This is a genomic window from Photorhabdus luminescens subsp. luminescens (assembly GCF_001083805.1).
Lineage (GTDB): Bacteria > Pseudomonadota > Gammaproteobacteria > Enterobacterales > Enterobacteriaceae > Photorhabdus > Photorhabdus luminescens.
On record NZ_JXSK01000001.1, the window covers coordinates 397,082 to 421,919 of the forward strand.

General features: G+C 41.5%; 22 protein-coding genes. 15 read left to right on the forward strand and 7 right to left on the reverse strand.

The window, feature by feature from the left end; genetic code table 11:
* The first annotated feature begins 1 nt into the window (after nt 1).
* On the forward strand, nt 2-1,015 hold the full coding sequence (locus TI10_RS01590; RefSeq protein ID WP_049581416.1) for an NAD-dependent epimerase: 1,014 nt from the start codon (nt 2-4) through the stop codon (nt 1,013-1,015).
* Between the two features lie 298 nt (nt 1,016-1,313).
* Here TI10_RS01590 and hns read toward each other — a convergent pair whose 3' ends face one another.
* Nucleotides 1,314-1,718 carry a histone-like nucleoid-structuring protein H-NS gene (hns, locus tag TI10_RS01595; RefSeq protein ID WP_046397237.1) on the reverse strand — a complete coding sequence of 135 codons (405 nt, stop codon included), beginning with the start codon at nt 1,716-1,718 and terminating at the stop codon, nt 1,314-1,316.
* Nucleotides 1,719-2,362: 644 nt separating this feature from the next.
* Between hns and TI10_RS01600 the strand changes: the two genes are divergently transcribed.
* Nucleotides 2,363-2,962, forward strand: a complete 600-nt coding sequence (locus tag TI10_RS01600; RefSeq protein WP_049581417.1) for a thymidine kinase — start codon at nt 2,363-2,365, stop codon at nt 2,960-2,962.
* Nucleotides 2,963-3,074: 112 nt separating this feature from the next.
* Here TI10_RS01600 and adhE read toward each other — a convergent pair whose 3' ends face one another.
* Complete coding sequence (adhE, locus tag TI10_RS01605; RefSeq protein ID WP_049581418.1) at nt 3,075-5,708, reverse strand: bifunctional acetaldehyde-CoA/alcohol dehydrogenase; 2,634 nt, start codon at nt 5,706-5,708, stop codon at nt 3,075-3,077.
* 408 nt (nt 5,709-6,116) lie between these two features.
* On the opposite strand from adhE, the gene TI10_RS01610 reads away from it, so the two are divergent.
* From TI10_RS01610 to oppF, 7 genes are all read left to right on the forward strand, one after another.
* Nucleotides 6,117-6,761 carry a YchE family NAAT transporter gene (locus TI10_RS01610; protein WP_049581419.1) on the forward strand — a complete coding sequence of 215 codons (645 nt, stop codon included), beginning with the start codon at nt 6,117-6,119 and terminating at the stop codon, nt 6,759-6,761.
* 554 nt (nt 6,762-7,315) lie between these two features.
* Nucleotides 7,316-8,953: an ABC transporter substrate-binding protein gene (locus TI10_RS01615; RefSeq protein ID WP_049581420.1), complete on the forward strand. Its 1,638-nt coding sequence runs from the start codon at nt 7,316-7,318 to the stop codon at nt 8,951-8,953.
* Nucleotides 8,954-9,091: 138 nt separating this feature from the next.
* Nucleotides 9,092-10,732, forward strand: coding sequence for an oligopeptide ABC transporter substrate-binding protein OppA (oppA, locus tag TI10_RS01620; protein WP_049581421.1), 1,641 nt, complete (start codon nt 9,092-9,094; stop codon nt 10,730-10,732).
* A gap of 84 nt (nt 10,733-10,816) precedes the next feature.
* Nucleotides 10,817-11,737, forward strand: a complete 921-nt coding sequence (oppB, locus tag TI10_RS01625) for an oligopeptide ABC transporter permease OppB (protein ID WP_049581422.1) — start codon at nt 10,817-10,819, stop codon at nt 11,735-11,737.
* 14 nt (nt 11,738-11,751) lie between these two features.
* Complete coding sequence (gene oppC, locus TI10_RS01630; RefSeq protein WP_049581423.1) at nt 11,752-12,660, forward strand: oligopeptide ABC transporter permease OppC; 909 nt, start codon at nt 11,752-11,754, stop codon at nt 12,658-12,660.
* Nucleotides 12,661-12,669: 9 nt separating this feature from the next.
* Nucleotides 12,670-13,668, forward strand: coding sequence for an ABC transporter ATP-binding protein (gene oppD, locus TI10_RS01635; RefSeq protein ID WP_049581424.1), 999 nt, complete (start codon nt 12,670-12,672; stop codon nt 13,666-13,668).
* Entirely contained in the window at nt 13,665-14,666 is a 1,002-nt protein-coding gene (gene oppF, locus TI10_RS01640) for a murein tripeptide/oligopeptide ABC transporter ATP binding protein OppF (RefSeq protein ID WP_049581425.1), read from the forward strand. The genes oppD and oppF overlap by 4 nt, the downstream gene beginning before the upstream one ends.
* 159 nt (nt 14,667-14,825) lie before the next feature.
* Here oppF and TI10_RS01645 read toward each other — a convergent pair whose 3' ends face one another.
* The gene (locus TI10_RS01645; RefSeq protein ID WP_049581426.1) at nt 14,826-15,155 is read right to left on the reverse strand and encodes an HI1450 family dsDNA-mimic protein; all 330 of its coding nucleotides are present in this window, start codon (nt 15,153-15,155) and stop codon (nt 14,826-14,828) included.
* Nucleotides 15,156-15,267: 112 nt separating this feature from the next.
* Nucleotides 15,268-16,728, reverse strand: a complete 1,461-nt coding sequence (cls, locus tag TI10_RS01650) for a cardiolipin synthase (RefSeq protein WP_049581427.1) — start codon at nt 16,726-16,728, stop codon at nt 15,268-15,270.
* A 247-nt stretch (nt 16,729-16,975) separates the two neighbouring features.
* Here cls and TI10_RS01655 point away from each other — a divergent pair, with 247 nt between their 5' ends.
* Both TI10_RS01655 and tonB read left to right on the forward strand, forming a co-directional pair.
* Complete coding sequence (locus TI10_RS01655) at nt 16,976-17,158, forward strand: YciY family protein (protein WP_036805691.1); 183 nt, start codon at nt 16,976-16,978, stop codon at nt 17,156-17,158.
* A 101-nt stretch (nt 17,159-17,259) separates the two neighbouring features.
* Entirely contained in the window at nt 17,260-17,940 is a 681-nt protein-coding gene (gene tonB, locus TI10_RS01660) for a TonB system transport protein TonB (protein ID WP_049581428.1), read from the forward strand.
* A gap of 71 nt (nt 17,941-18,011) precedes the next feature.
* Here tonB and yciA read toward each other — a convergent pair whose 3' ends face one another.
* Both yciA and TI10_RS01670 read right to left on the reverse strand, forming a co-directional pair.
* Nucleotides 18,012-18,443: an acyl-CoA thioester hydrolase YciA gene (yciA, locus tag TI10_RS01665; RefSeq protein WP_011146707.1), complete on the reverse strand. Its 432-nt coding sequence runs from the start codon at nt 18,441-18,443 to the stop codon at nt 18,012-18,014.
* Between the two features lie 77 nt (nt 18,444-18,520).
* Nucleotides 18,521-19,057, reverse strand: coding sequence for a septation protein A (locus tag TI10_RS01670; RefSeq protein ID WP_036777126.1), 537 nt, complete (start codon nt 19,055-19,057; stop codon nt 18,521-18,523).
* Between the two features lie 208 nt (nt 19,058-19,265).
* On the opposite strand from TI10_RS01670, the gene TI10_RS01675 reads away from it, so the two are divergent.
* From TI10_RS01675 to TI10_RS01690, 4 genes are all read left to right on the forward strand, one after another.
* Entirely contained in the window at nt 19,266-20,996 is a 1,731-nt protein-coding gene (locus TI10_RS01675) for a SulP family inorganic anion transporter (protein ID WP_049581429.1), read from the forward strand.
* A 178-nt stretch (nt 20,997-21,174) separates the two neighbouring features.
* Entirely contained in the window at nt 21,175-21,576 is a 402-nt protein-coding gene (locus TI10_RS01680; RefSeq protein ID WP_049581430.1) for an HVO_A0114 family putative DNA-binding protein, read from the forward strand.
* Between the two features lie 400 nt (nt 21,577-21,976).
* Nucleotides 21,977-22,534 carry an Ail/Lom family outer membrane beta-barrel protein gene (locus TI10_RS01685; RefSeq protein WP_049581431.1) on the forward strand — a complete coding sequence of 186 codons (558 nt, stop codon included), beginning with the start codon at nt 21,977-21,979 and terminating at the stop codon, nt 22,532-22,534.
* A gap of 608 nt (nt 22,535-23,142) precedes the next feature.
* Nucleotides 23,143-23,697, forward strand: a complete 555-nt coding sequence (locus tag TI10_RS01690) for an Ail/Lom family outer membrane beta-barrel protein (RefSeq protein WP_049581432.1) — start codon at nt 23,143-23,145, stop codon at nt 23,695-23,697.
* 162 nt (nt 23,698-23,859) lie between these two features.
* On the opposite strand, the gene TI10_RS01695 is transcribed toward TI10_RS01690, so the two are convergent.
* Nucleotides 23,860-24,630, reverse strand: a complete 771-nt coding sequence (locus tag TI10_RS01695) for a YciC family protein (RefSeq protein ID WP_049581433.1) — start codon at nt 24,628-24,630, stop codon at nt 23,860-23,862.
* Between the last annotated feature and the right edge of the window lie 208 nt (nt 24,631-24,838).

Genomic DNA, 24,838 nt, shown 5'->3' on the forward strand with positions numbered 1-24,838 from the left:
AATGAAATTCTTAGTCACAGGCGCTGCTGGTTTTATTGGCTTTCATGTGAGCCAGAGATTATTGAAAATGGGGCATGAGGTTGTGGGTATTGACAACCTTAATGACTATTATGATGTGAGTCTCAAACAAGCGCGGTTAGATCTATTATTTGATAAGTCAGGCTTTAAATTTGAAAAGCTGGATTTGGCTGACAGAATAGCCATTCCCGATCTTTTTTCTCGACACCAATTTCAGCGGGTTATCCACCTGGGGGCTCAGGCGGGTGTTCGCTATTCGTTGCAAAACCCGATGGCTTACATTGATTCGAATATAATAGGGCATATCAATATTCTGGAAGGTTGCCGTCACAATAATGTTGAGCATTTATTATATTCTTCTTCTAGTTCTGTTTATGGATTAAATAGGAAGCAACCGTTTTCTACAAACGATTCGGTTGATCATCCAGTTTCACTATATGCAGCAACAAAAAAGTCAGATGAATTAATGTCTCACAGTTACTCTCATCTTTATCAGTTACCAACGACAGGCTTGCGTTTTTTTACCGTATATGGCCCGTGGGGACGTCCTGATATGGCTTTATTTAAGTTCACCAAGGCTATGTTATCAGGGCAGCCTATTGATGTGTATAACCACGGTAATATGGTTAGAGATTTCACTTATATAGATGATATCGTTGAATCAATAATCAGATTGCAAGACATCATTCCTGTACCAAATGAGAGCTGGACGGTTGAAGATGGGCAAATATCTGCCAGCTCTGCCCCGTACTGTATTTATAATATTGGTAATGGTCAACCAACTAGACTAGGTGATTTTATTGAAGCAATAGAAGAATCATTAGGCATTCAGGCTAAGAAAAATTTGATGCCCATGCAAGATGGCGATGTTCTGGCGACCTGTGCTGATTCAAGTGACATTTTCCAAAAAATAGGATTTGCCCCAAATACACCGGTGAAGCAGGGTGTGAAGCAGTTTGTAGAGTGGTATTTGAGTTTCTATCATAAGTCTAAATAAGATGAGGAGCCGTTGGCTCCTTTTCTATTGAATCAACGACAGTGATCAGAGGGAAGTAAATAGTTGCGTCTGTTTGACTATTAATTTACCTAGGCATTTGGCTAAGCGAGTAACTCGCCTGCTTTATCGTAAAGAAGTGATAGAAGAACGGGCAATCCGACTAAATCCTTCCTAAGGCTACTTATACGCACTCGTTCAATAGACATTAATTTTTTTGTTATCTAAGCTGTTTAATAATAAAAACACCCTTCTATTTTAAAAGGGTGTTTTTAATTAAATTAACTTCAAAAACAATGAATTAGAGTAAGAAGCTTTCTAGGGTTCTTCCTTCATCTTCAATTGCTTTTTTGATAACAGCAGGTGTACGCCCTTGGCCAGTCCAAGTTTTAGTTTCACCATTTGTATCAACGTATTGGTATTTAGCTGGACGAGCAGGACGTTTTGTTTTACCAGCAGATTTGCCGGCGCTCATTGTCTGAAGTAATTCGCTTGGATCAATTCCTTGGTCAAGAATCATTTTACGAACTTCTTCCAATTTACGTGTACGTTCTTCTAATTCAGCTTGTACCTGACTTTCTTCTTCACGACGCTCTTCAACAACGACGGTCAGTTTTTCAAGTATTTCATCCAAGAACTCAAGTTGGCATTCTCTTGCTTGAGCTCGTAAAGTACGGATGTTATTTAGGGTTTTTAAATCGCTCATTGTCCTGGTCTCAAATTATTAATGATGATGGCTGATGTGGATATAATAATAGAATGCTATTTTATTTTCTGCAATAGTCAATTTATCATATTCGGATAAAATGGCTCTTTTTTTTAAACGTAATTTCTTTACAAAAGTTATATAGCGCTTTTTATACAGCTATTTCGATTGTCATTCCCCAATAACATGTTCAGGGTACCTTTAACAAAGTGGGGACATGATAATCTCTCTAATTTATAAACCAGGTATATACTAAATCGGTAAGTAATTTTAACTGTTTCTTATCATACCTGCTAAAGCAGAATAATACTAAGTTAAAAAAAACTTATGACTAATCCATGAGTTATCGCTGATTTACTGTTACCGTTTTCTGGAAGTAAATCACGCACATTATTAATTTGCATACGATATGCAACAAATCAGTCTGGCTTTCACTTCTTAATTTAAACATGAACATTTGTCATTCAAATGCGCTTTATTACTCGGTTGGTGTGATGATGATCATGAATCATTAAGACATCACTAAGCTAAATATTTCGGTATATCGACTGGTGCAGCTTACTGGGATGGATAATCACGACTAAAGTTTATGGTAAACTCATCTGACTATATGGCTTTATAAATTTTGTTAAGGGGTAGGGCTAATGGCTCAACTTTATTTTTATTACTCCGCAATGAATGCTGGAAAATCGACATCCCTGTTGCAATCCTCTTATAACTATAATGAAAGAGGGATGAAAACGCTGGTGTTTACCGCAGAAATCGACACCCGGTTTGAAAAGGGGAAAGTCAATTCTCGGATTGGATTATCTTCGGATGCGCTTTTGTTTAGTCAACAGACAGATATTGGCGAGTTGATCAGAAATGAAAATAAGCAGGCAAAAGTGCATTGTGTGCTGATTGATGAGTGCCATTTTCTCACGAAAGCGCAGATTGAACAGCTATGTAAGGTGACTGACTACGATGATATTCCGGTTCTTTGTTATGGATTGAGAACTGATTTCAGAGGCGAGCTGTTCAGCGGTAGCCAGTATCTTTTAGCGTGGGCTGATAAGTTAGTTGAGTTGAAAACTATTTGCTACTGTGGACGCAAGGCAAGCCGTACATTACGTTTGGATAGCGAAGGTGTGGTCATTTATGATGGCGAACAAGTTGATATCGGCGGCAATGAAAAATATGTGTCTGTTTGCCGTAAGCACTATTTGGATGCGGTCAGTGAAGTGAAGAAAAGAAGCAACATGTAATAGATAGCTTTCTGTGAAGCGGTCAGATGCTCTGTTAATAGGGCAGAGGTGAGTTAAAGGGCGCTGATATCAGCGCCCTTAAGTGGTATTTAATCAGTTAATAAATTTGTTCTTACCGGCTTTCTACTGTTGTAACCGTTTCTGTGAATTCTCGTCCATAGTATGAATCCAACAGCAATTGTTTCAGCTCGGAAATCAGCGGGTAGCGAGGGTTAGCGCCGGTACATTGGTCGTCGAAAGCATCTTCAGATAACTTATCAATTCTTGCCAGGAAGTCAGCTTCTTGAACGCCCGCTTCGCGGATAGATGTCGGAATATCTAGCTCAGACTTGAGTTCTTCTAGCCAGGCTAACAGTTTTTCGATTTTTGTGACGGTACGGTCGCCAGTAGCGGATAAACCGAGATGATCGGTAATTTCAGCGTAACGGCGACGGGCCTGTGGGCGGTCATATTGGCTAAATGCAGTCTGCTTGGTTGGGTTATCGTTAGCGTTATAGCGAATAACGTTACAAATTAGCAGTGCGTTAGCTAAACCATGCGGGATATGGAACTCAGAACCTAGTTTATGGGCCATTGAGTGACATACACCCAAGAAAGCGTTAGCAAATGCAATCCCTGCGATAGTCGCCGCATTATGAACCCGTTCACGGGCAACTGGATTAGTGGCGCCTTCGTGATAGCTGGCAGGGAGGAACTCTTTTAGTAGTTTTAGCGCTTGCAGCGCTTGTCCGTCAGAGTATTCGTTTGCTAAGACTGATACGTGAGCTTCCAGAGCGTGGGTGATGGCGTCCAGTCCACCAAAAGCACAGAGTGATTTCGGCATATCCATGACTAGATTGGCATCAACGATAGCTATATTAGGCGTCAATTCATAATCAGCCAGTGGATATTTCTGACCGGTGGCATCATCAGTGACAACTGCAAATGGCGTTACTTCAGAACCTGTACCGGACGTTGTGGTAATGGCTACCAATTTTGCTTTAACCCCCATTTTGGGGAATCTATAGATGCGTTTACGGATATCCATAAATCGTAGAGCTAATTCTTCGAAATGCGTTTCTGGGTGTTCATACATCACCCACATAATTTTGGCCGCATCCATTGGGGAACCTCCCCCTAGGGCAATAATGATGTCCGGTTTGAATGAGTGCATTTGTTCCGCACCTTTACGAACTGTGCTTAGGGTAGGATCTGCTTCAACTTCAAAGAAAACTTCCGTTTCTATCCCGTGAGATTTCAGCACATCAGTGACTTGATCAGCATAACCATGATTGAATAAGAAACGGTCTGTTACGATAAAAGCGCGTTTTGCACCGTCAGTTGCAACTTCTTCTAATGCCACCGGCAGGGAACCGCGACGGAAGTAAATTGATTTCGGAAGTTTATGCCACAGCATATTTTCTGCTCTTTTCGCTACGGTTTTGGTATTGATAAGGTGCTTGGGCCCCACATTTTCAGAGATGGAATTTCCTCCCCAAGAGCCGCAACCTAGTGTCAGAGATGGAGCAAGTTTGAAGTTGTAGAGATCACCGATACCTCCCTGAGAAGCAGGTGTATTCACTAGAATGCGCGCTGTTTTCATTTTATCGCCGAAATACTTGATTCGGGCCGCCTGATTGTCTTGATCGGTATACAAGCAGGAAGTATGACCAATTCCACCCATTTCAACCAATTTTTCTGCCTTTTCTACGGCATCTTCAAAGCTATTACTGCGGTACATAGCGAGCAATGGAGACAGTTTTTCATGAGCAAAAGGCTCTGCTTCGTCAATCAAACTCACTTCTCCAATCAAGATTTTGGTCCTTTCAGGAACATTGATGCCTGCCATTTCAGCAATTTTTGTTGCAGGTTGACCCACAATCTCCGCATTTAGAGAACCGTTTTTTAAAATGATATCTTGAACAGCTTTCAGTTCCTTGCCTTGTAACAGATAACCGCCATGTGTAAAAAACCGTTTACGGACCTGTTCATAAACAGCATCCACCACGATAACAGATTGTTCTGAAGCACAGATGACGCCATTGTCAAAGGTTTTGGACATCAGAATAGACGCAATAGCACGTTTAATATCAGCCGATTCATCAATAACAACTGGGGTGTTACCGGCACCGACGCCAATTGCTGGCTTACCCGAGCTGTACGCCGCTTTTACCATACCGGGACCACCGGTCGCTAGGATTAGATTGATGTCTTGGTGATGCATCAATGCATTGGAAAGTTCAACGGAGGGTTCATCAATCCAGCCAATAATATCTTTTGGCGCACCAGCCGCAACCGCAGCGGATAGAACCAATTCTGCTGCTTTGGTTGTTGCTTTTTTGGCGCGTGGATGAGGGGAGAGAATAATGCCGTTGCGGGTTTTTAGGCTGATGAGGGCCTTAAAAATAGCGGTAGATGTTGGGTTAGTGGTTGGCACGATGCCGCAAATTAAGCCAATAGGCTCAGCGATAGTGATGGTGCCGAATGTTTTGTTTTCAGACAGAATGCCGCAGGTTTTATCATCTTTATAAGCGTTATAGATATATTCGGAGGCAAAGTGGTTTTTGATTACTTTGTCTTCGACAATTCCCATACCGGATTCTGCTACGGCTAATTTTGCTAAAGGAATGCGTGCATCTGCTGCTGCGAGGGCCGCAGCGCGGAAGATTTTGTCAACTTGCTCCTGAGAAAAGTTAGCAAATTCACGTTGTGCTTTTTTTACCCTGGCAACCAGTTCGTCTAGTTCAGTAACATGAGTTACAGTCATAAAGAAGTACTCCTGGAAAATATTAAAAATCTTTTAATATCAATGAATAAGTATTTTTTAGACTATTTAGCCTAGTGATTTTTTGGTAGCTACAGGTTACCATTTGGTATTAAATATATATTGATCTTAATCACATAAATTCCAAGCTGACTCCTTTCAGCTTAGGTCGGTGATAATTATTGTTGGTTGGGTGTAAATAGGGTTGAAAGGTTGAATTTTTAATCTAATGAAAATATTGAGTTAACAACTTGTTATATAAGATATTTTAAATTGGAAAATGCGTTGCGATCGATGGAAAATGGAACTTTACCAGTATAAAGTGAAGAAAAAATTAAGTTTTATAGATTTTTTGGTGAGCGATCATGAGAATATTTTTAGTAACACAGTGTAACTTTATAGAGGTTATTTGTGGGTGATTTACTGCTGGATCTTTCTGGTTACATTAAATTTTTTGTTGGGCTGTTTGCATTGGTCAATCCTGTTGGTATTTTGCCGGTTTTTATCAGTATGACTCACTATCAACCCCGGTCGGCTCGTAATCGAACCAACTTGGTTGCGAATACTTCTGTCGCCATCATTTTATGGACAGCTTTGCTGTTAGGTGACTCGATACTGCGTATGTTTGGCATTTCCATTGACTCTTTTCGTATTGCTGGTGGGATTTTGGTTGTGACCATCGCGATGTCGATGATTAACGGTAAACTTGGGGAAGACAAACAGAATAAGCAGGAAAAGTCAGAAACCGCCATTAGAGAAAGTGTTGGTGTTGTGCCGCTGGCATTGCCGTTAATGGCAGGTCCCGGCGCAATCAGTTCTTGTATTGTCTGGAGCTCTCGTTATCAAGGATGGCAGAATTTTATTGGGTTGGCGCTTACCAGTGCATTGTTTGCTTTTTGCTGCTGGTTATTATTTCGTTCTGCGCCTTTAGTCGTCAAATATCTTGGGCAAACAGGCATTAACGTTATCACGCGAATTATGGGGCTGTTGTTGATGTCTTTAGGGATTGAACTGATTGTGACAGGGATAAAAGCGCTATTCCCAGGGTTGCTTTGATACAATTGACGATAAAAGGCGTCAATTTTCTTTCTATTGAAATTACAAATTATAATATTCTTATCATTTTTATTATAAAGCCTATATCATAGGCTTTTCGCACTTCTTTTACCGGTACTCCCTGAATTTTATACAAATAACCCAATATTTTTCTAAATTATTCTTTCCTGTGAGTTCAATGTGTAACTGGTTGCTTCCACCACTGTTTTGTGATGAATGTAGGTTTTTAATTTGCATTGATTGCAATTTGTTAAAATTATGTTTATTTTCATCTTTGGTCTAGCTTTGTTTGCTATTTTAGTTAAGTTTGAAATTAATAATTTAATATATATCAATAGGTTATGGTGGTTGTTAGCGTGTTTAATCAATTAATGTAATAGGTTGCGCTAAGTTGTTTGTAAGGATGGTTTTTGCAATATAAGAGCGATATTTTAACAGTTGATATGATAAGTCCGCTTTAATATTTAATCCGTTACTTTGGGCTAAATAATGTGAAGATACCGGCCTTGATGTGATATGTGGAATGAACCGGTCCATCAAACTGGAGGTAAAAAATGAAGATCAAACAATTAAAATTATATAAGTTTATTTCCTGTATATTTTTATTATCAGCATTTCCTGTTACAGCCGTGTCTGCCGCTGAACTTCCAGATGGTGTGAAACTTGCGGATAAACAGCAAATTATTATTAATAATGGCACAGAAGTTGCCTCGCTTGATCCACATAAAGTCGAAGGTGTACCGGAAACCAACGTTATTCTTAATTTATTGGAAGGGTTGGTGAGTACAGGCCCCAAAGGAGAAATTGTGCCGGGCGTGGCAACTCATTGGGAAAATCAGGATTACAAGGTATGGACGTTTTATCTGCGTGATAATGCTAAATGGAGTGATGGAACCCCTGTCACTGCCCACGATTTTGTCTATAGCTGGCAACGATTAGCTGATCCAAAAGTGGGTTCACCTTATGCCAGCTATCTTCAATATGCTTATGTTGAAAATATTAGTGATGTTCTGAGAGGTAAAAAATCTCCTGATCAGTTGGGAGTAAAGGCGTTGGATGATCATCGTTTACAGGTGACTCTGACGCATCCTGTGCCTTATTTCGTCAGTATGCTCAGCCATACAGCAATGAAACCGGTGAAAAAGGATGTGGTTGAAAAGTTGGGCAACAAATGGACGCTGCCAGAAAATTATGTGGGTAATGGGGCGTATTCGTTGAAAGAGTGGGTGGTCAATGAGCGGATAGTGCTCGAGCGCAACCCTCGATATTGGAACAATGCGAAAACAGTTATTGATCAAGCGACCCTCTTACCTCTTCAATCAGAAACCAGTGATATTAACCGCTATCGTAGTGGAGAGATAAATATCACCCACAGCGCCATTCCGCCGACTCTGTACCAGAAAATGAAAAAAGAGATCCCCGATCAGGTTCGTGTCAGTTCTTACCTGTGCACGTTTTATTATGAAATTAACAATGAAAAACCGCCGTTTACTGATGTCAGAGTCCGTGAAGCCGTCAAGTTAAGTCTCGACCGGGATATTATTGCGGGGAAAATTATGGGGCAGGGGCAAATACCGGCTTATGGTTTTACGCCAACATTTATCGGGGGCGGCGATTTTGCTAAACCAGAATGGGCTGATTGGACACAGGAGCTGCGCAATAAACGTGCCAGAGAATTGTTGGACAAGGCCGGTTTCAATCAGGCGAATCCATTGAAGTTCACATTGTTGTACAACACATCTGAGCAAAACAAACAGCAGGCTATCGCCGCCGCTTCCATGTGGAAAAAGAATCTGGGGGCAGATGTGATTTTGCAGAATCAGGAATGGAAAACTTCTCTTGAAAGCCGCCATCAAGGAAATTATGAGGTGACCAGAGCAACCTGGTGTGCGGATTACAATGAACCTACTGCGTTTTTAAATATGTTTCTGTCAGACAGCAGTAATAACACGTCTTTCTATCAGAATAAAAATTTTGATAGTTATCTGGAGCAAGCGTTAATCACTAAAGACGCAGTTGAGCGTAAGAAATTATACCAACAAGCTGAATTTCAACTGGATAAAGATTCAGTATTGATTCCTGTTTATTACCGGGTGAGTGTACGGCTTATTAGCCCATCAGTGGGAGGGTTTTCAGGGAAAGACCCATTGGATTATATGGATATTAAGCGACTGTATATGATAAAAAATTAGATAGTCGCTTGGTTCAAAAGAGTTACTGAGACCCTGCAAACAAAATCGTTCCTTTTGTATGCGGGTAGTAATCCACCCCTTATTTCTGGGCCGTCGGCTGATAACAAATCTGACGGTATAAAATTGGAGTAGAAGAAGATGATAAACACAACGAAAAAGAAACTACTTACTGTCAGCATCAGTGCTGCACTGAGTATGGTAATGGCAAGTCAGGTCTTTGCTGCAAAAGTGCCTGATGGTGTTCAATTAGCTGATAAACAGGTTTTAGTCCGTAATAACGCCTCTGAACCGCAATCGTTAGACCCGCATAAGATTGAAGGAGTACCAGAAGCACATTTGGCACGAGATCTGTTTGAAGGTGTTGTCATCGTTGGGCCAAATGGCGAAATTTTACCGGGTTCTGCGGCCAGTTGGGAGAATAAAGACTTCACCGTCTGGACATTCCATATGCGTAAAGATTCCAAGTGGTCTAATGGCGATCCTGTTACGGCGCATGATTTTGTTTACAGTTGGCAACGTCTGGCCGATCCTAATACTGCTTCTCCCTATGAAAGTTACCTCCAATATGCCCATATCACCAATATTGATGACATCATCAGTGGTAAAAAGAAACCAGATACGCTGGGAGTAAAGGCGCTGGATGACTATACATTGCAGCTTACATTGAGCGAAGCGGTTCCTTATCTGCCAAGACTTTTGGCTCATTCTTCAATGTCGCCGGTTCATAAAGCTACGGTAGAAAAATATGGCGAAAAATGGACTCAGCCACAGAATTTTGTCGGCAATGGTGCTTATAAACTGAAAAACTGGGTAGTTAACGAACGTATTGTGATGGAGCGTAGCCCAACATATTGGGATAACAAAAATACCGTTATTGATCAGGTTACTTTCCTGCCAATTTCTTCAGAGGTCACGGATGTAAACCGTTATCGCAGTGGCGAAATTGATATGACTTATACCAATTTGCCGATTGAACTGTTCCAGAAGCTGAAAAAGGAGATCCCGAACGAGTTGCATATTAGCCCAATTTTATGTACTTATTACTACGAAATTAATAACGACAAGCCCCCATTTAATGATCCTCGCGTTCGTACTGCACTGAAATTGTCTATGGACCGAGACATTGTGACCAATAAAGTAAAAGCACAGGGTGATATCCCTGCTTCCGGTTATACACCGCCAGTTACTGATGGTATGAAAGAGATGAAACCGGTGTGGTTTACTGGTTGGAATCAGGAACAGCGCAACCAGGAGGCCAAGAAATTACTGGCTGAAGCCGGTTATAATAAAGATAATCCATTGAAATTTAACCTGCTTTATAACACCTCTGATCTGCATAAAAAAATTGCAATCGCGGTAGCTTCTGTTTGGAAGAAAAATTTAGGTGCTGATGTTCGTTTAGAAAACCAAGAGTGGAAAACTTTCCTCGATACTCGACATCAGGGTAATTATGACGTAGCCCGTGCTGGCTGGTGTGCCGATTACAACGAACCTTCTTCATTCCTGAATTCAATGCTTTCTTACAGTAGTAATAACACGGCTCATTATAAGAGTGATGAGTTTGATAAGCTGATGAAAGAATCTCTAAAAGTGGCGACAGATGATGAACGTGCTGCGGTTTATCAGAAAGCAGAAGCGCAGTTAGATAAAGATTCGGCTATTGTCCCCCTTTATTACTATGTGAATACCCGGTTAGTGAAGCCCTATGTTGGCGGCTATACAGGGAAAGATCCTTTGGATAATTTACACACCAAAGATTTTTATATTATCAAACACTAATCGTTGTAAAGCAGCCCGGAAAGGGCTGCTTTAGTGTCAAATTATTTTAAGGCCAGGGTTAAGGCCAACACATAGGAACGGGCGATGCTTAAGTTTATTTTACGCCGTTGTTTAGAGGCGATCCCGACACTTTTTATTCTTATCACTATTTCGTTCTTCATGATGCGGTTGGCGCCAGGCAGCCCATTTACCGGCGAGCGGAAATTGCCGCCAGAAGTGATGGCGAACATTGAAGCGAAATATCATTTGAATGACCCAATTTATAAACAATATTTTGATTACTTAATTCAACTGACTAAAGGAGATTTTGGGCCTTCTTTCAAATATAAGGACTACTCGGTTAACGATCTGGTAGCAACAGCATTTCCAGTATCGGCTAAATTAGGTGCCTCGGCATTTATCATGGCGGTTGTCTTGGGGGTCAGCGCCGGGGTTATTGCTGCACTTAACCAAAATACCAAATGGGATTATACGGTTATGGGGTTCGCCATGACGGGGGTTGTTATCCCGGGTTTTGTCGTGGCGCCGTTACTGGTGTTGGGGTTCGCTATTCATCTTAAATGGCTGCCGGGAGGAGGCTGGAATGGCGGTGCGCCTAAGTATATGATTTTGCCGATGGTAGCGTTATCTTTGGCCTATATCGCCAGTATTTCCCGTATTACCCGTAGTTCGATGATAGAAGTGCTGCACTCTAATTTTATTCGTACTGCGCGAGCCAAAGGGCTGCCATTGCGCATCATTATTTTCCGCCATGCTTTAAAACCCGCATTGTTACCGGTTATCTCTTATATGGGACCGGCTTTTGTCGGCATCATCACCGGCTCGATGGTGATTGAAACAATCTTCGGGTTGCCGGGAATAGGGCAGTTGTTTGTTAATGGGGCATTGAACCGTGACTATTCGTTAGTGTTAAGTCTGACTATTTTAGTTGGTAGCTTGACTATTCTGTTCAATGCGATTGTTGATGTGCTGTACGCTGTTATCGATCCGAAGATTCGTTATTAAGACTGGAGCGCGCAATGATAGTGAATAAACAAAACAGCGAAGCTCTGGAAAATTTCTCTGAGCAATTAGAAATTGAAGGCCGCAGTTTGTGGCAGGATGCACGACGTCGTTTTATTCACAACCGGGCAGCGATTGCCAGTTTGTGTCTGTTATCTTTGATTACTTTGTTTGTGATCTTGGCGCCGATGTTAGCTCAATTTACTTATGACGATACTGACTGGGCCATGATGTCGATGCAGCCTGATTTTGAATCGGGTCACTATTTTGGTACTGATTCTTCCGGCCGTGATTTGTTGGTGCGTGTTGCCATTGGGGGGCGCATTTCGTTGATGGTTGGGGTGGCAGCCGCTTTGGTGGCGGTAGTCGTCGGAACATTATATGGATCATTATCCGGCTATATGGGCGGAAAAATAGATTCAGTCATGATGCGTCTGTTGGAAATTTTGAACTCATTTCCATTCATGTTCTTTGTGATCCTGCTGGTGACCTTCTTCGGACAAAATATTTTTCTGATATTTGTCGCCATCGGTATGGTGTCATGGCTGGATATGGCGCGTATTGTCCGTGGTCAGACACTAAGTCTAAAACGTAAAGAGTTTATTGAGGCGGCGTTGGTGTGTGGCGTATCAACCCGTCATATTGTGTTGCGTCATATTGTCCCTAATGTATTGGGAGTGGTGGTGGTTTATGCATCTTTATTGGTGCCGAGCATGATTCTGTTTGAATCATTTCTTAGCTTTCTAGGATTGGGAACTCAAGAGCCATTAAGCAGTTGGGGCGCATTGTTAAGCGATGGTGCGAATTCGATGGAAGTTTCCCCGTGGTTGCTGTTGTTTCCTGCCGGTTTTCTGGTAGTGACACTGTTTTGTTTTAACTTTATCGGCGACGGCTTGCGTGATGCCCTCGATCCGAAAGATCGTTAAGGAGGTAACATGGACAGCGTTAAAAACCAGAAAAGTTCTGAGCCGTTGTTAATTGTTAAAGAGTTGGACGTGACTTTTAGTACCCCTGACGGGGATGTGACAGCGGTGAATAAGCTGAATTTTGATTTACGAGCGGGGGAAACTCTGGGAATTGTAGGGGAGTCCGGTTCGGGCAAATCACAAACCGCTTTTGCTTTGATGGGGCTACTTGCCAGGAACGGCAAAATTGGGGGTTCCGCTATTTTTAATGGCAGGGAAATTCTTAACCTTGAAGAAAAAAAGCTTAACCGTATGAGAGCGGAAGAGATATCAATGATATTTCAGGACCCAATGACATCTCTCAATCCCTATATGCGTATCGGCGATCAACTTACAGAAGTATTGATGTTGCATAAGCACATGAGTAAAAGTGAGGCATACCTTGAATCAATTCGGATGTTGGATGCGGTCAAAATGCCAGAAGCGCTTAAGCGAATGCGAATGTATCCTCATGAATTTTCTGGTGGAATGCGTCAGCGTGTGATGATCGCAATGGCGTTGTTATGTCGACCAAAATTGTTGATTGCTGATGAACCGACGACTGCGCTTGATGTCACGGTTCAGGCTCAGATTATGACGCTATTGAATGAGTTGAAACGAGAATTTAATACTGCGATTATTATGATTACTCACGATTTGGGGGTAGTTGCAGGTATTTGTGACAAAGTGTTGGTGATGTACGCGGGGAGGACGATGGAATATGGCTCTGCCCGTGAAGTGTTTTATCAACCAACCCATCCTTATTCTATTGGCTTACTTAATGCCGTTCCGCGTCTTGATGGTGATGAAGAGTCACTGACGACCATTCCCGGAAATCCGCCTAACTTATTACGGTTGCCGAAAGGATGTCCGTTCCAGCCACGCTGCCAGTTTTCAGTAGATCGTTGCATAAATTGTGAGCCAGGGTTGGATACATTTGGCAACGGACGTTTGCGAGCTTGTTTTAAAGCACCGGGAGAATTGGTATGAGTCCGATTGAAGAAAGACGTGTGCTGCTGGAAGTAGCAGATTTGAAAGTTCACTTTGATATCAAAGATGGCAAACAGTGGTTTTGGCAACCGACAAAGACCTTGAAAGCGGTTGATGGCGTCACATTAAGGTTATACGAAGGGGAAACGCTTGGTGTGGTTGGCGAATCCGGTTGCGGTAAATCGACTTTTGCTCGTGCAATTATCGGATTGGTCAAATCTTCCGGTGGTTCGGTAACGTGGTTGGGAAAAAGCCTGCTAGATATGAATGATAAGCAGTGGCAGGATATTCGTAGTGATATCCAGATGATATTCCAAGATCCATTAGCATCCTTAAACCCGCGAATGACGATTGGCGATATTATCGCTGAGCCATTGCGTACCTATCATCCAAAGATGAAAGGGCCAGAAATTAAAGAGCGGGTAAAAAACATGATGATGAAGGTTGGATTACTACCGAATCTGATTAACCGCTATCCGCATGAATTCTCTGGCGGTCAGTGCCAACGTATCGGGATTGCTCGTGCGCTTATTCTTGAACCCAAGTTGGTGATTTGCGATGAACCGGTATCTGCACTTGATGTATCCATTCAGGCTCAGGTAGTGAACCTATTGCAGGAATTACAACGGGAAATGGGGCTGTCGCTAATTTTTATCGCCCATGATTTGGCGGTGGTTAAGCACATATCTGACCGTGTACTGGTGATGTATCTCGGGCATGCGGTGGAATTGGGCACTTATGATGAGGTTTATCATAATCCACAGCACCCTTATACCAAAGCGTTGATGTCGGCAGTGCCGGTGCCTGATCCAGATAAAGAACGGGATAAGCACATTGAATTGTTGGAAGGAGAATTACCATCACCCATCAACCCGCCATCAGGATGTGTTTTTCGTACACGTTGCCCAATGGCAGATCCTGAATGTGCTAAAACACGGCCATTGATGGAAGGGAGTTTCCGCCATGCTGTGTCTTGTTTGAAGGTTGATCCGCTGTAGTTAAGATTGATTCGATTGTCGTTATTGAGGAATTTTTAGGACATTAAATGTGAGAGTTACTTTTTGGGTTTTGTATCAGGATTCAGACCTGCATGAAAACGAGTAGCTCTCACTCGTTGAAGAAGAAAAGAGCAGATTAAAATCACTGACTTTAATTTTTCAATCTTTCCACAAAATATGGTAAATCGGGTGAGATTTTTCCCGACATATAAGGATACGAGCAAAAACATCGTTGATCTCAGCATCTTCAGATTCTGCTAGCCCGATAATGACTTCGGCAAAAAAATCGGGGTCTGGATTGAAATCCACGTGTTCAAGCCACTCATCAGAAGGGGGCAATAATTCTGCGCCGCCACGTATTTCGAATTGTAAGCTAAATAGCAGAATATCTGCGGGATCGAGGTTGGATGAAGCCAGCTCAAGAAAGATGTCATAGGCTTTCTCAAGGGTTTCATCTTCTGTCATTCGGTTATTGAGGTCTAAATCCATAGTTTGTGAGGATCTGTTGTCCATATTGATTTATTCGTGGGTCATGATGAAGGAATTAAAGCATGTTGAAGCGTTGATTGGTACCCCCGTCTTTACAAGACGAGGGTGTTGGTCACAGTAGCGGGCTAAAGAAGTAACAAATACGCTCAATAATCCGATGCCACAAAGGGCGTTGTTCCCATTTATTGATCTCCAGCAATGTGGAATGGGCTATATAATCGTATTGCACCAGCGTTAGATCATTACCAAAATTTTCATCATCAATAACCACGGTAATTTCAAAATTTAGCCACAGGCTACGCATATCGAGATTAACGGAACCCACCATGCTGAGTTGACCATCAACTAAAACGCTCTTGGTATGTAGCAGGCCATCTTCAAACTGATAAATCTTAACACCGGCATTTAACAGTTCAGCAAAAAATGCACGGCTTGCCCAACGGACTAAGAAGAAATTATTTCTGCGTGGAACGATAATAATAACTTCAACTCCTCGTAAGGCGGCGGTGCAAATAGCATTTATCAGGTCATCACTGGGAACAAAATAAGGGGTAGTTAAAATCAATTGCTTACGGGCAGAGAAAATAGCCGTCATTAAAGATTGTTGAATCAATTCCTCAGGGAATCCGGGGCCGGATGCAATAACCTGAGTTGTATGCCCACTAGCCTGTTCAAATGGCATGATGTTGGTATCTGGCGATGGCGGAAAGATGCGTTGACCTGTTTCCATTTCCCAGTCACAAGCGTAAATAACCCCCATAGTCGTGGTAACCGGCCCTTCCATTCGCACCATGATATCGATCCATTGCCCAACGCCGGCATCTTGTTTAAAGAAGCGTGGATCTACCATGTTCATACTGCCGGCATAAGAAATATAATCGTCTATCAAGATAATTTTACGATGTTGTCGCAGATCCATTCGGCGTAGAAATAGACGGAATATATTGACTTGCAAAGCTTCAACAAATTCAATCCCCGCCTGGCGCATGATATCCGGGTATTGGCTACGGCAATATAACCAGCTACCGGCTGAATCCACCATAATACGGCATCTGACTCCTCGATGTGCCGCGGCCATAAGAGCATCAGTTACTTGCTCAACCAAACCGCCGGCTTGCCAGATGTAAAACACCATATCAATGCTGTGCTTGGCATTTTCAATATCTTTGATGATGGTTTTTAGTGAATGGTCATAGGTTGTCAGTAGTTGGATCTTGTTACCTTTAACACCTGCAAGCCCTTGCCGTCGTTCGCAAAGCTGAAATAAAGGTGTTGCGACTTCGCTATTTTCCGTGGCGAAGATATGACGAGATTTACGCAATTCTTCAAGCCACATGGTTGTTGAAGGCCACATGGCTTTTGCTTGTTCAACTCTGCGTTTTCCCAAATGCAGCTCACCAAATGACAGATAAGCGATGATTCCAACTAAGGGAAGGATATAAATAATCAACAGCCAGGTCATAGCAGAGGTGACGGGCCGACGTTTTATCAAAATGCGTAAGGTGATACTGGCAACAATCAGCCAATAAAAGAAAATAGCAAGCCAACTGAGGACGGAATAGAAGGTTGTCATATTCGGCAATCAATCCTGTTTTGTTCAGACATCTTTGGTGGCGTTTAACATGGTTTCCTCAAGACACGGGATATAAACGATCTAATTAACCCGATGAATTTACCAAAAAATTAGCAAATATACTGCAAGCATCATACTTGATATTGGTCATTTCGCATTATTGATATAAAAAGTACTATCCAGATACGCCTTGGATATCTTTTTTAAAGGCTTATAATGAGCGTGATGTTTTTATAGGTAGGGTTTTATGAAACGTAGCCGGAACGAAGTAGGACGGTGGCGTATGTTACGCCAGAATTTTAATCGCCGCCGCCGTTGGCTGGAAGGGCAATCAAGACGTAATTTGCGTATTTATTCACTACGTAAATTAAATGGTTATAAACAGCGTCGAGCTTTATTGTTTGTTCAGCATGGCGAATGGATACATTGAAAAAATAATATTTTTGGCCTTATATTCACGCTCACCTACAATCTTTATTGAATATGATTGCTATTTGCATTTAAACTAGCAGTCATTCGAGGATTGATATTATGCTGCTAATCAAGAATTCCCTTATGCGCTGGATACATTGGCCAATATTGTTGTCAGTTTGTTTACACATTTCTGTTGCTGCCGCCCTTTTTTGTTCTTCAATACCGGAAAAACAGCCTGATGCTGCGCTTATGTCTGTCGCTATGATTCAGTTAGCTGCCGAAGAAGCGCCTGTTTCAGAGCCGGCAGCGCCTGAACCTGAATCAGAGCCAGAGGAGCCGGAGCCTGTTCCAGAGCCGGTAATTCCGAAACCAGAGGTGAAAAAGCCAAAACCGGAAGTGAAGAAGAAGGTTGTTAAAAAGCAATCTGAACCGGTTGAAAAGAGAGCTGAACAACTGGAAAAACCGCAGTTTAATCAGAATGCGTTGGCTAATCGTACTGATAATAATCAGAATAAACCGGTGGTTAAACCGCAGAATGGGCCAAGGGCATTAAGTAAAGCGTTACCTATCTACCCATCCAGAGCTTCAGCATTGGGTACCGAAGGTTATGTGAAAGTCAAATATGATATTGATGAAGATGGACGGGTAAAAAATATAGAAGTCGTTGGCGCTAATCCCCCCAATGTTTTTGAAAGGGAGGTGAAAAAAGCGATGAGAAAATGGCGCTTTGAAAAAATACCTGCGGTTGGTTATATCACAACCGTTGAATTCAAAATTACGGGTATATCTCAATCCTGATTGTCGGGGAAATGCAAATAAAAAAGGAGCGTTATTAACACTCACGCTCCTTTTTCCATTAATAACTAGCCTTATTCGCTAGTACTGCTAGCGAGTTGAAAGTGGGTTTTGCCTTCTGGCAATCGACGGGAGGTATTATCCTCATTAACGGCAACATAAGTGAATACCGCTTCGGTTGCACGATAGCGTTGACCGACAGGTTCAGAGGCGACTTTCTTCACCCAGACTTCGATGTTGATGGTAATTGAACTGTTACCCGTTTTGAGACAATGTGCATAGCAGCAGACGACATCACCAACGGCGACAGGTTTCAGGAAAGTAATGCCATCTACTCTGACAGTGACAACACGGCCTTCCGCAATTTCTTTTGCCAGAATTGCCCCGCCAATATCCATTTGTGACATTAACCATCCACCAAAAATATCTCCATTGGCGTTGGTATCAGCGGGCATAGCCAGTGTGCGGAGGACTAACTCTCCGTTAGGTAATTGTTGTTGTGTCATTGAAAACTTTACTTTATTTGATGAAAAAACAATACCTGCCTACAAGCGATAGCAGGCAGGTATCCATTTGAGTAGGGTTACTTCTGTTCGCGTGGCAGGTGACGGTAAATATATACTACACTGAGCACGGTGAAAACCAGCGTCAGGGCAGTCAGACCAAATACTTTAAAGTTAACCCAGACATCTTGTGGTAACCAAAATGCGACATAAATATTAGCCAGTGCGCAGGCAGTAAAAAACAGCGCCCATGCCATATTAAGTTTATTCCAGACAAAATCGGGTAAAACTAACTCTTTTCCTAGCATTTTCTGAATCAGTGGTTTTTTCATAAACCACTGGCTGCCTAGCAAGGCTAATGCGAATAATGCATAGATTACTGTCACTTTCCATTTGATAAATAGATCACTGTGGAAAGCTAAAGTTAAGGTGCCGAAAACAGCCACCATGATAAAAGTAATCAGGGAGGATTTCTCTACTTTCCGGTAGATGAAATAAGTAATAGCGACAGCTAAACCGGTAGCGGCGATCAGCGCTCCAGAAGCGTAGAAAATATCATACATTTTGTATACGACAAAAAAGACGACTAAAGGTAGAAAGTCTAAAAGTTGTTTCATATTTGAACCTATCGTAATTCCGGCATTTGATTATCATCCGATTTTAGTCATTGAATGTACTCGCTATCTCTCAATAAAAAGGGTTTTTATCGATCGGTTTCGCATAATTCTATCATAAAGAGCGGCGTAATTAACTTCCGGTTGTCAGTGGACATATAACGCAGCATTATAGCTAAAACCCGTTGAAAAATAAGAGGGCATAAACCAAATGCAGTGGAAAAAACTCCAGCGTTGGATGCCAGGGTTAGGCAATTTCTCTCATTATCGCAAAGAGTGGTTGAGTCATGATTTAAGGGCCGGGCTTTCTGTCGCCGCAGTTGCTCTGCCGGTTGCTATTGCTTACGCCGAATTGATGGGAATAAGTGCGATTATCGGTCTTTATGCATGTATTTTACCCATGTTCGCTTATGCATTATTTGGTACCTCAAGACAGTTGATTGTCGGGCCAGACGCAGCAACGTGTGCCGTTATTGCAGCGGCTGTCGCGCCATTGGTGTTTGATAATGAAGATGTGCGTTGGCAGCTTACGATTGTAATGACTTTAATGACCGGGATATGGTGTGTTCTCGCCAGTCACTTCCGATTAGGCGCATTTGCTGATTTTCTTTCCAAACCGATCTTAAAAGGATTAATGAACGGCGTTGCGTTGACAATCATTGTCGATCAGTTGGCTAAAGTCTTTGGATTTGCTGGCGTCCCAGAGGGATTGATTGAACGAGTGATCGCATTACCTGCCAAACTCATGGATACGCATTTACCGACGTTAGCAATGTCTGTTGCTACGGTGTTGATTTTGCTCGCTGTGCGTTTCTTGCGTCCGACTTGGCCGGGGCCTTTGTTGGCAATGGTATTAGCGACTTACGTAAGCTGGCAATTTGGTCTGGAAAAATATGGCATTCAGATTGTTGGCAGTGTCAGCGGCGGGGGATTACCTATTGTGCCAATACCCGATTTCCAGCCAGGCATTATGCGTGAGCTTGTTATCCCATCTCTGAACCTTGCTGTTATCAGTTTTGTTAGTTTTATGATGACGGCCCGCAGCTTTGCCAGTAAAAACGGTTATCAGGTTGATGCAGATTGTGAACTTAGAGCCTTAGGCATTGCGAATATTGCATCTGCTTTATCACAAGGATTTGCTGTTAGTGCTGCCAGCAGTCGTACTGCGGTTAATGATGCGATTGGTGGGAAAACGCAATTGGTTTCTGTTATCGCAGCGACCATTATTTTGCTGGTTTTGTTATTTATGACCAGTTTCCTGGCTTATATCCCGTTGTCATCGCTTGGTGTGGTGTTGATTTATTCGGCATCGTCACTATTGGATTTACGGCGGATTTGGTCACTGAGGAAAAGAAACCATCAGGCATTTACTTTATCACTATTTACATTCATTGCCGTGCTGGTAGTTGGTTTGATTAACGGTGTTGGTCTCGCCGTTCTGCTTGGTTTATTACAGTTTTTGCGAATTATATTTCGCCCGACAGATCAGTTCTTAGGGGTGAATGACCAAGGAATGATTCATTCAATTAATCATGGCAATGATATTAAACCAATAGATGGTGTGATGATGTATCGATTTAATTCACCATTGACTTATTTCAATGTCAGCTATTTTAAAAAACGGGTGTTACAGCATGTTGACAGAATTCAAAAAGTTAACAAAACGCAAAAACGTCCGGGTTGGCTGGTTGTCGATGCGGCTGTGAGCTTTACCCATGATGATGTCAGTGTATTTGCCGCTATTGATGAATTGATTAGAGAATTAAAAGTAAGAGATGTCACATTGGTGCTTGCCGGTCGCCGGACGGAGCTTACCCGTTGGATAAAACAGAATAAACTGCAAAGTAGCGATGACGATCTGATTGTGGTGCCCGATCTCTATTTTGCAGTACGAATGATCCAAAGTAAGCCTGAATGGTACTCTAATTACATTAAAAGATAATAATTTACAGTTGGTTGTTAGCTTGAAGTTCGTTGAATAAAAACATATGATTAGATCATAACAAACAAGGAGGTTTTGGTAATGCAATCTGATTCAGGTTTGGACGTCTTACTTGGGTTGCATGGTCAGAGAGTCATTGATGAAATTATCGCTGAACGCGAAAAAAGAGGGTAATACGATGAAAGCACTCATTGGCGTGATGAATGAAGAACTTATACGCAAGCGCACATTGGCTATCATTAAAGGTGAGTATGTTGTTCAACCTGATGAGCCTAAAATCTGGTTTACTTCCATGATTGCTCTTGCTCAAGTACTTAGCAGTGATAATATTGCGCTTCTGCGTCTTATAAATGAGCACAAACCAGAGACAATTGCGGAGCTGGCTAATTTATCAGGAAGGAAACCAAGTAACCTGTCAGTCACATTAAAGACGCTTAGCCGACACGGTTTTGTAACGCTTGAAAAAAATAATAGAAGTGTAAAACCAAAGGCGCTGTTTACTGATTTTGAAATAAAAATTGAGCAAGAAATCAGTAAAAGGGTTATGTCATCTTGTGGGGCTAAAAATATAGCAGCCTAGAATAGCAAATTTAATACAACGTAAGTTAATACAACGCAAACTTGTTTATGACTTTCAGCCTCATAGTTTTATCACTGTGAGGTCTTGTTGATCAATTATTCGGCTATAATGGCGTTATTGAGATTAGCAAATGAATACGATAAATAAAGTAATCACATTTGAAATTATAATTGAAAAAAATAGTTCTTAATTCCTATAGGTATGATTATTGACCGTTACTTTTCTATTAATTTGAGATATCAGATCCTAAATACCTGCTTTATTTTAAGATTTCCTGTTAAAAAACAATGTGATTGAGGCATTAAGTATTTAATACCACGTTACATTTTGTTTTTTGATAAGTATATTTTAACAAAGCAAAATCATTATTACTTGTACAATAACTATTTAGGACGTTCCAATGAAAAAGGCATTGATAGCCTCAGCAGTGGCAGCTGGTTTATCTGTATTCGCATTTGCAGCAAATGCTGGAGAAAGTTCGATTTCGGGTGGTTATGCTCAGAGTCATGTGAAGGCCGATGGTGAAAAGCTTGATGAAAACCCAAAAGGCTTTAACCTGAAATATCGCTATGAGCTGGATAATAATTTTGGTGTTATCGGCTCATTCACCCTGACACATCAGGGTTATGATTTCTACGATTATGGCGGAAAAGTTGGTACTGGTGATTTAGATTATTATTCTCTGATGGTTGGCCCTACATACCGCTTTAATGAGTACGTGAGTGTATACGGTCTGGTTGGTGCTGCACATGGGAAGGTAAAGAGTAAAACTTCTGCGTTTGGCGTTGCCTATGACTATGACTATGATTATAAATGGAGTAAGACATCTGTTGCTTATGGTCTAGGATTGCAGTTTAACCCTATGCCAAATTGGGTTATTGATGCATCGTATGAATATTCAAAACTGGATGATGTCAAAGTAGGCACTTGGGTAATTGGTGCTGGTTATCGATTCTAAATAGCATTTCCAATGTAGTCGTTCCTTTAAAGGGAATTCAGTCCAACTTTTGTGATTTGAGAAATCCCATTAATTGACTGAAAATAATAAATTAATGTTAGCACCAACTCTCTGTTAGCTTGTTAGATGGTTGATTTAAAGGCTATCGAAATAATGAGGATAGAGAGTACGGATTTTCATCAGGGATTATTAAAACCGGATATATGTTTGTGACGACTTTGCCAGTTATAGATTTGTGTTGGTTTAGTGTCCATATATCTATTTAGTATTTAGTTGAAATTGCTAGTCCATGTTTAGCTTAATGTAATCTGACGATTATTCCTTTATTAGTTATCACTGTATATTCTATGCAAAATTCCCTGTTGTAAAACAGGGAATTTTTTTGCTTTTATCTCAGTAGTGAAGTGATGAAATTCTATAAGTACGAAAAGCAGCCAATTAGGATGGGAAGATTCTCCTGAGTAGGGTGGGAAGCAGTTATTACTTTATCTTGTTAAATGGAAACTTAACAAAAAACGGGATTGAGTTGTTTTCTATTGTTTGCTGATAAATAATCGCGCCTCGTAATTAGTCTTTTCTATAATTTTATAAAACATTAGGGATTTTCAATGAAAAGAACATTGGTGGCTTCAGTAGTAGCAGTAGGTTTATCTGTATTCGCATTTGCGGCAAATGCCGCTGAACACACGATTTCTGGTGGTTATGCTCAGAGTCATGTGAAGTTTGGAGATGATAAGACTGATGATCATCCAAAGGGCCTCAACTTAAAATACCGCTACGAATTGGATAATAATTGGGGCGTTATTAGTTCACTTACATATACATATCTAGGTTATGATCATTATCTGGGTGGCAGAAAAATAGCTGAATCAAGTCTGGATTATTTTTCCCTGATGGCGGGGCCTACATATCGTTTTAATGAATATGTTAGCGTATACGGTCTGGTTGGTGCTGCACATGGAAAGGTTAAGGTCTCTGATTTTGTTGGTTCAGAGAGTTTCAGTCACAGTAAAACATCTATTGGCTATGGACTGGGATTACAGTTTAACCCTGTTCCAAACTGGACTATTGATACATCCTATGAATACGCAAAATTTGATGACGCCAGATTGGGTGACCTTAAAGTAGGAACTTGGGTAGTTGGTGTTGGCTATCGATTCTAACCGAAATTCGCTAATTGATATTTAATTAGCTCTCCTTTCTATAAAATTCCCTGTTGAAAAAACAGGGAATTTTTTTGCATTTTAGCTCAATCCAGCTATCACTAGCTTATTCTGTTTACCCCATAGTTTTATTGCTACGGGGTTTTTGTTTGAATCGCTATTTTATATTGATTTTTGTTGTGAAGAGGTAACCAGCATATACAACCGGAACAGGTAAATCAGCAAAATGGCTGAAATGAGGTTATTAAATACACCAAGAATAATCCCTGACATCTCGCTGTGAATGAATGTTAGGCGGTCAATAATAAATGCCAGCAAGAGCCTCGCGGTCAGCCATAAAAGAATTGCCGGAACCAGCAGGCGAATATTAGCAAATGCCAGTTTCCAGCTTATTTTTATAGAAGCAAAAATGCCGCAACGCTCGGTAGTCATAATAACGGGTGATAAAGCCAGTGCGATCGACAAAATAATGCCTGGCACCAACATAAGCATCAAGCCCAATTGAATCAGCAGGGTGCAGATAAGCAGTAATAGGAACAGTCTCGGTAATTGGGTTGCTGATATACCAATTGCCTGTAATGAAGAGATACGATTTCCCTCTGAAACTGCCGCGACCAGCGTCAGTACACCACCGACCAGTAGCACGCTGCCAATCATACTTGAGAAAATGGTTCCGATTCCCGCTCTCATGATCATTGACTGTTGCTCTGGGGTCATTTGAGACACCAGCTCCTGAATACCGGCCTTGCCTGAGGTGGCAAACGTGAATTCCGCTTCTGTCAGCAACTTCATCTGTTCGCTGTCAGGAATAAACAGGTGCCCCAATAAGGTGGTAACCAGAGCCGCTAGAACGGCCAGGGTCAGGGTACTTAACAGTTGATTCTTGAAAAAGTTAAAACTGTCACGGTACAGGGTATTCGCCGTGATTGGCATGAAGACAGCTCCTATCAGGTTAAACAACAATGCATAGGGGATGATTGTACCTTGTTATGGGGAAAGGTGGATAGTAGAAACGAGATGATGCGGATAAATTGATGGTTAGCTGTGATTATTGATGGCGGAAAAAAGTTCTTCACATTATATTTTTAAGATAAAAATAAACATAAAATTAACCTTATTAAAACATAATGGAAATATAATG

Excerpts from the sequence above, each read along its gene's own strand:
- cls (WP_049581427.1), bottom strand. The coding sequence starts at position 16,728 with ATGACAACCTTCTATTCCGTCCTCAGTTGGCTTGCTATTTTCTTTTAT.
- TI10_RS01615 (WP_049581420.1), top strand. The coding sequence starts at position 7,316 with ATGAAGATCAAACAATTAAAATTATATAAGTTTATTTCCTGTATATTT.
- TI10_RS01590 (WP_049581416.1), top strand. The coding sequence starts at position 2 with ATGAAATTCTTAGTCACAGGCGCTGCTGGTTTTATTGGCTTTCATGTG.
- TI10_RS01655 (WP_036805691.1), top strand. The coding sequence starts at position 16,976 with ATGAAACGTAGCCGGAACGAAGTAGGACGGTGGCGTATGTTACGCCAG.
- oppF (WP_049581425.1), top strand. The coding sequence starts at position 13,665 with ATGAGTCCGATTGAAGAAAGACGTGTGCTGCTGGAAGTAGCAGATTTG.
- TI10_RS01600 (WP_049581417.1), top strand. The coding sequence starts at position 2,363 with ATGGCTCAACTTTATTTTTATTACTCCGCAATGAATGCTGGAAAATCG.
- adhE (WP_049581418.1), bottom strand. The coding sequence starts at position 5,708 with ATGACTGTAACTCATGTTACTGAACTAGACGAACTGGTTGCCAGGGTA.
- oppB (WP_049581422.1), top strand. The coding sequence starts at position 10,817 with ATGCTTAAGTTTATTTTACGCCGTTGTTTAGAGGCGATCCCGACACTT.
- TI10_RS01690 (WP_049581432.1), top strand. The coding sequence starts at position 23,143 with ATGAAAAGAACATTGGTGGCTTCAGTAGTAGCAGTAGGTTTATCTGTA.
- TI10_RS01670 (WP_036777126.1), bottom strand. The coding sequence starts at position 19,057 with ATGAAACAACTTTTAGACTTTCTACCTTTAGTCGTCTTTTTTGTCGTA.
- TI10_RS01645 (WP_049581426.1), bottom strand. The coding sequence starts at position 15,155 with ATGGATTTAGACCTCAATAACCGAATGACAGAAGATGAAACCCTTGAG.
- oppA (WP_049581421.1), top strand. The coding sequence starts at position 9,092 with ATGATAAACACAACGAAAAAGAAACTACTTACTGTCAGCATCAGTGCT.
- yciA (WP_011146707.1), bottom strand. The coding sequence starts at position 18,443 with ATGACACAACAACAATTACCTAACGGAGAGTTAGTCCTCCGCACACTG.
- oppC (WP_049581423.1), top strand. The coding sequence starts at position 11,752 with ATGATAGTGAATAAACAAAACAGCGAAGCTCTGGAAAATTTCTCTGAG.
- tonB (WP_049581428.1), top strand. The coding sequence starts at position 17,260 with ATGCTGCTAATCAAGAATTCCCTTATGCGCTGGATACATTGGCCAATA.
- TI10_RS01695 (WP_049581433.1), bottom strand. The coding sequence starts at position 24,630 with ATGCCAATCACGGCGAATACCCTGTACCGTGACAGTTTTAACTTTTTC.
- TI10_RS01675 (WP_049581429.1), top strand. The coding sequence starts at position 19,266 with ATGCAGTGGAAAAAACTCCAGCGTTGGATGCCAGGGTTAGGCAATTTC.
- TI10_RS01685 (WP_049581431.1), top strand. The coding sequence starts at position 21,977 with ATGAAAAAGGCATTGATAGCCTCAGCAGTGGCAGCTGGTTTATCTGTA.
- hns (WP_046397237.1), bottom strand. The coding sequence starts at position 1,718 with ATGAGCGATTTAAAAACCCTAAATAACATCCGTACTTTACGAGCTCAA.
- TI10_RS01680 (WP_049581430.1), top strand. The coding sequence starts at position 21,175 with ATGAAAGCACTCATTGGCGTGATGAATGAAGAACTTATACGCAAGCGC.
- oppD (WP_049581424.1), top strand. The coding sequence starts at position 12,670 with ATGGACAGCGTTAAAAACCAGAAAAGTTCTGAGCCGTTGTTAATTGTT.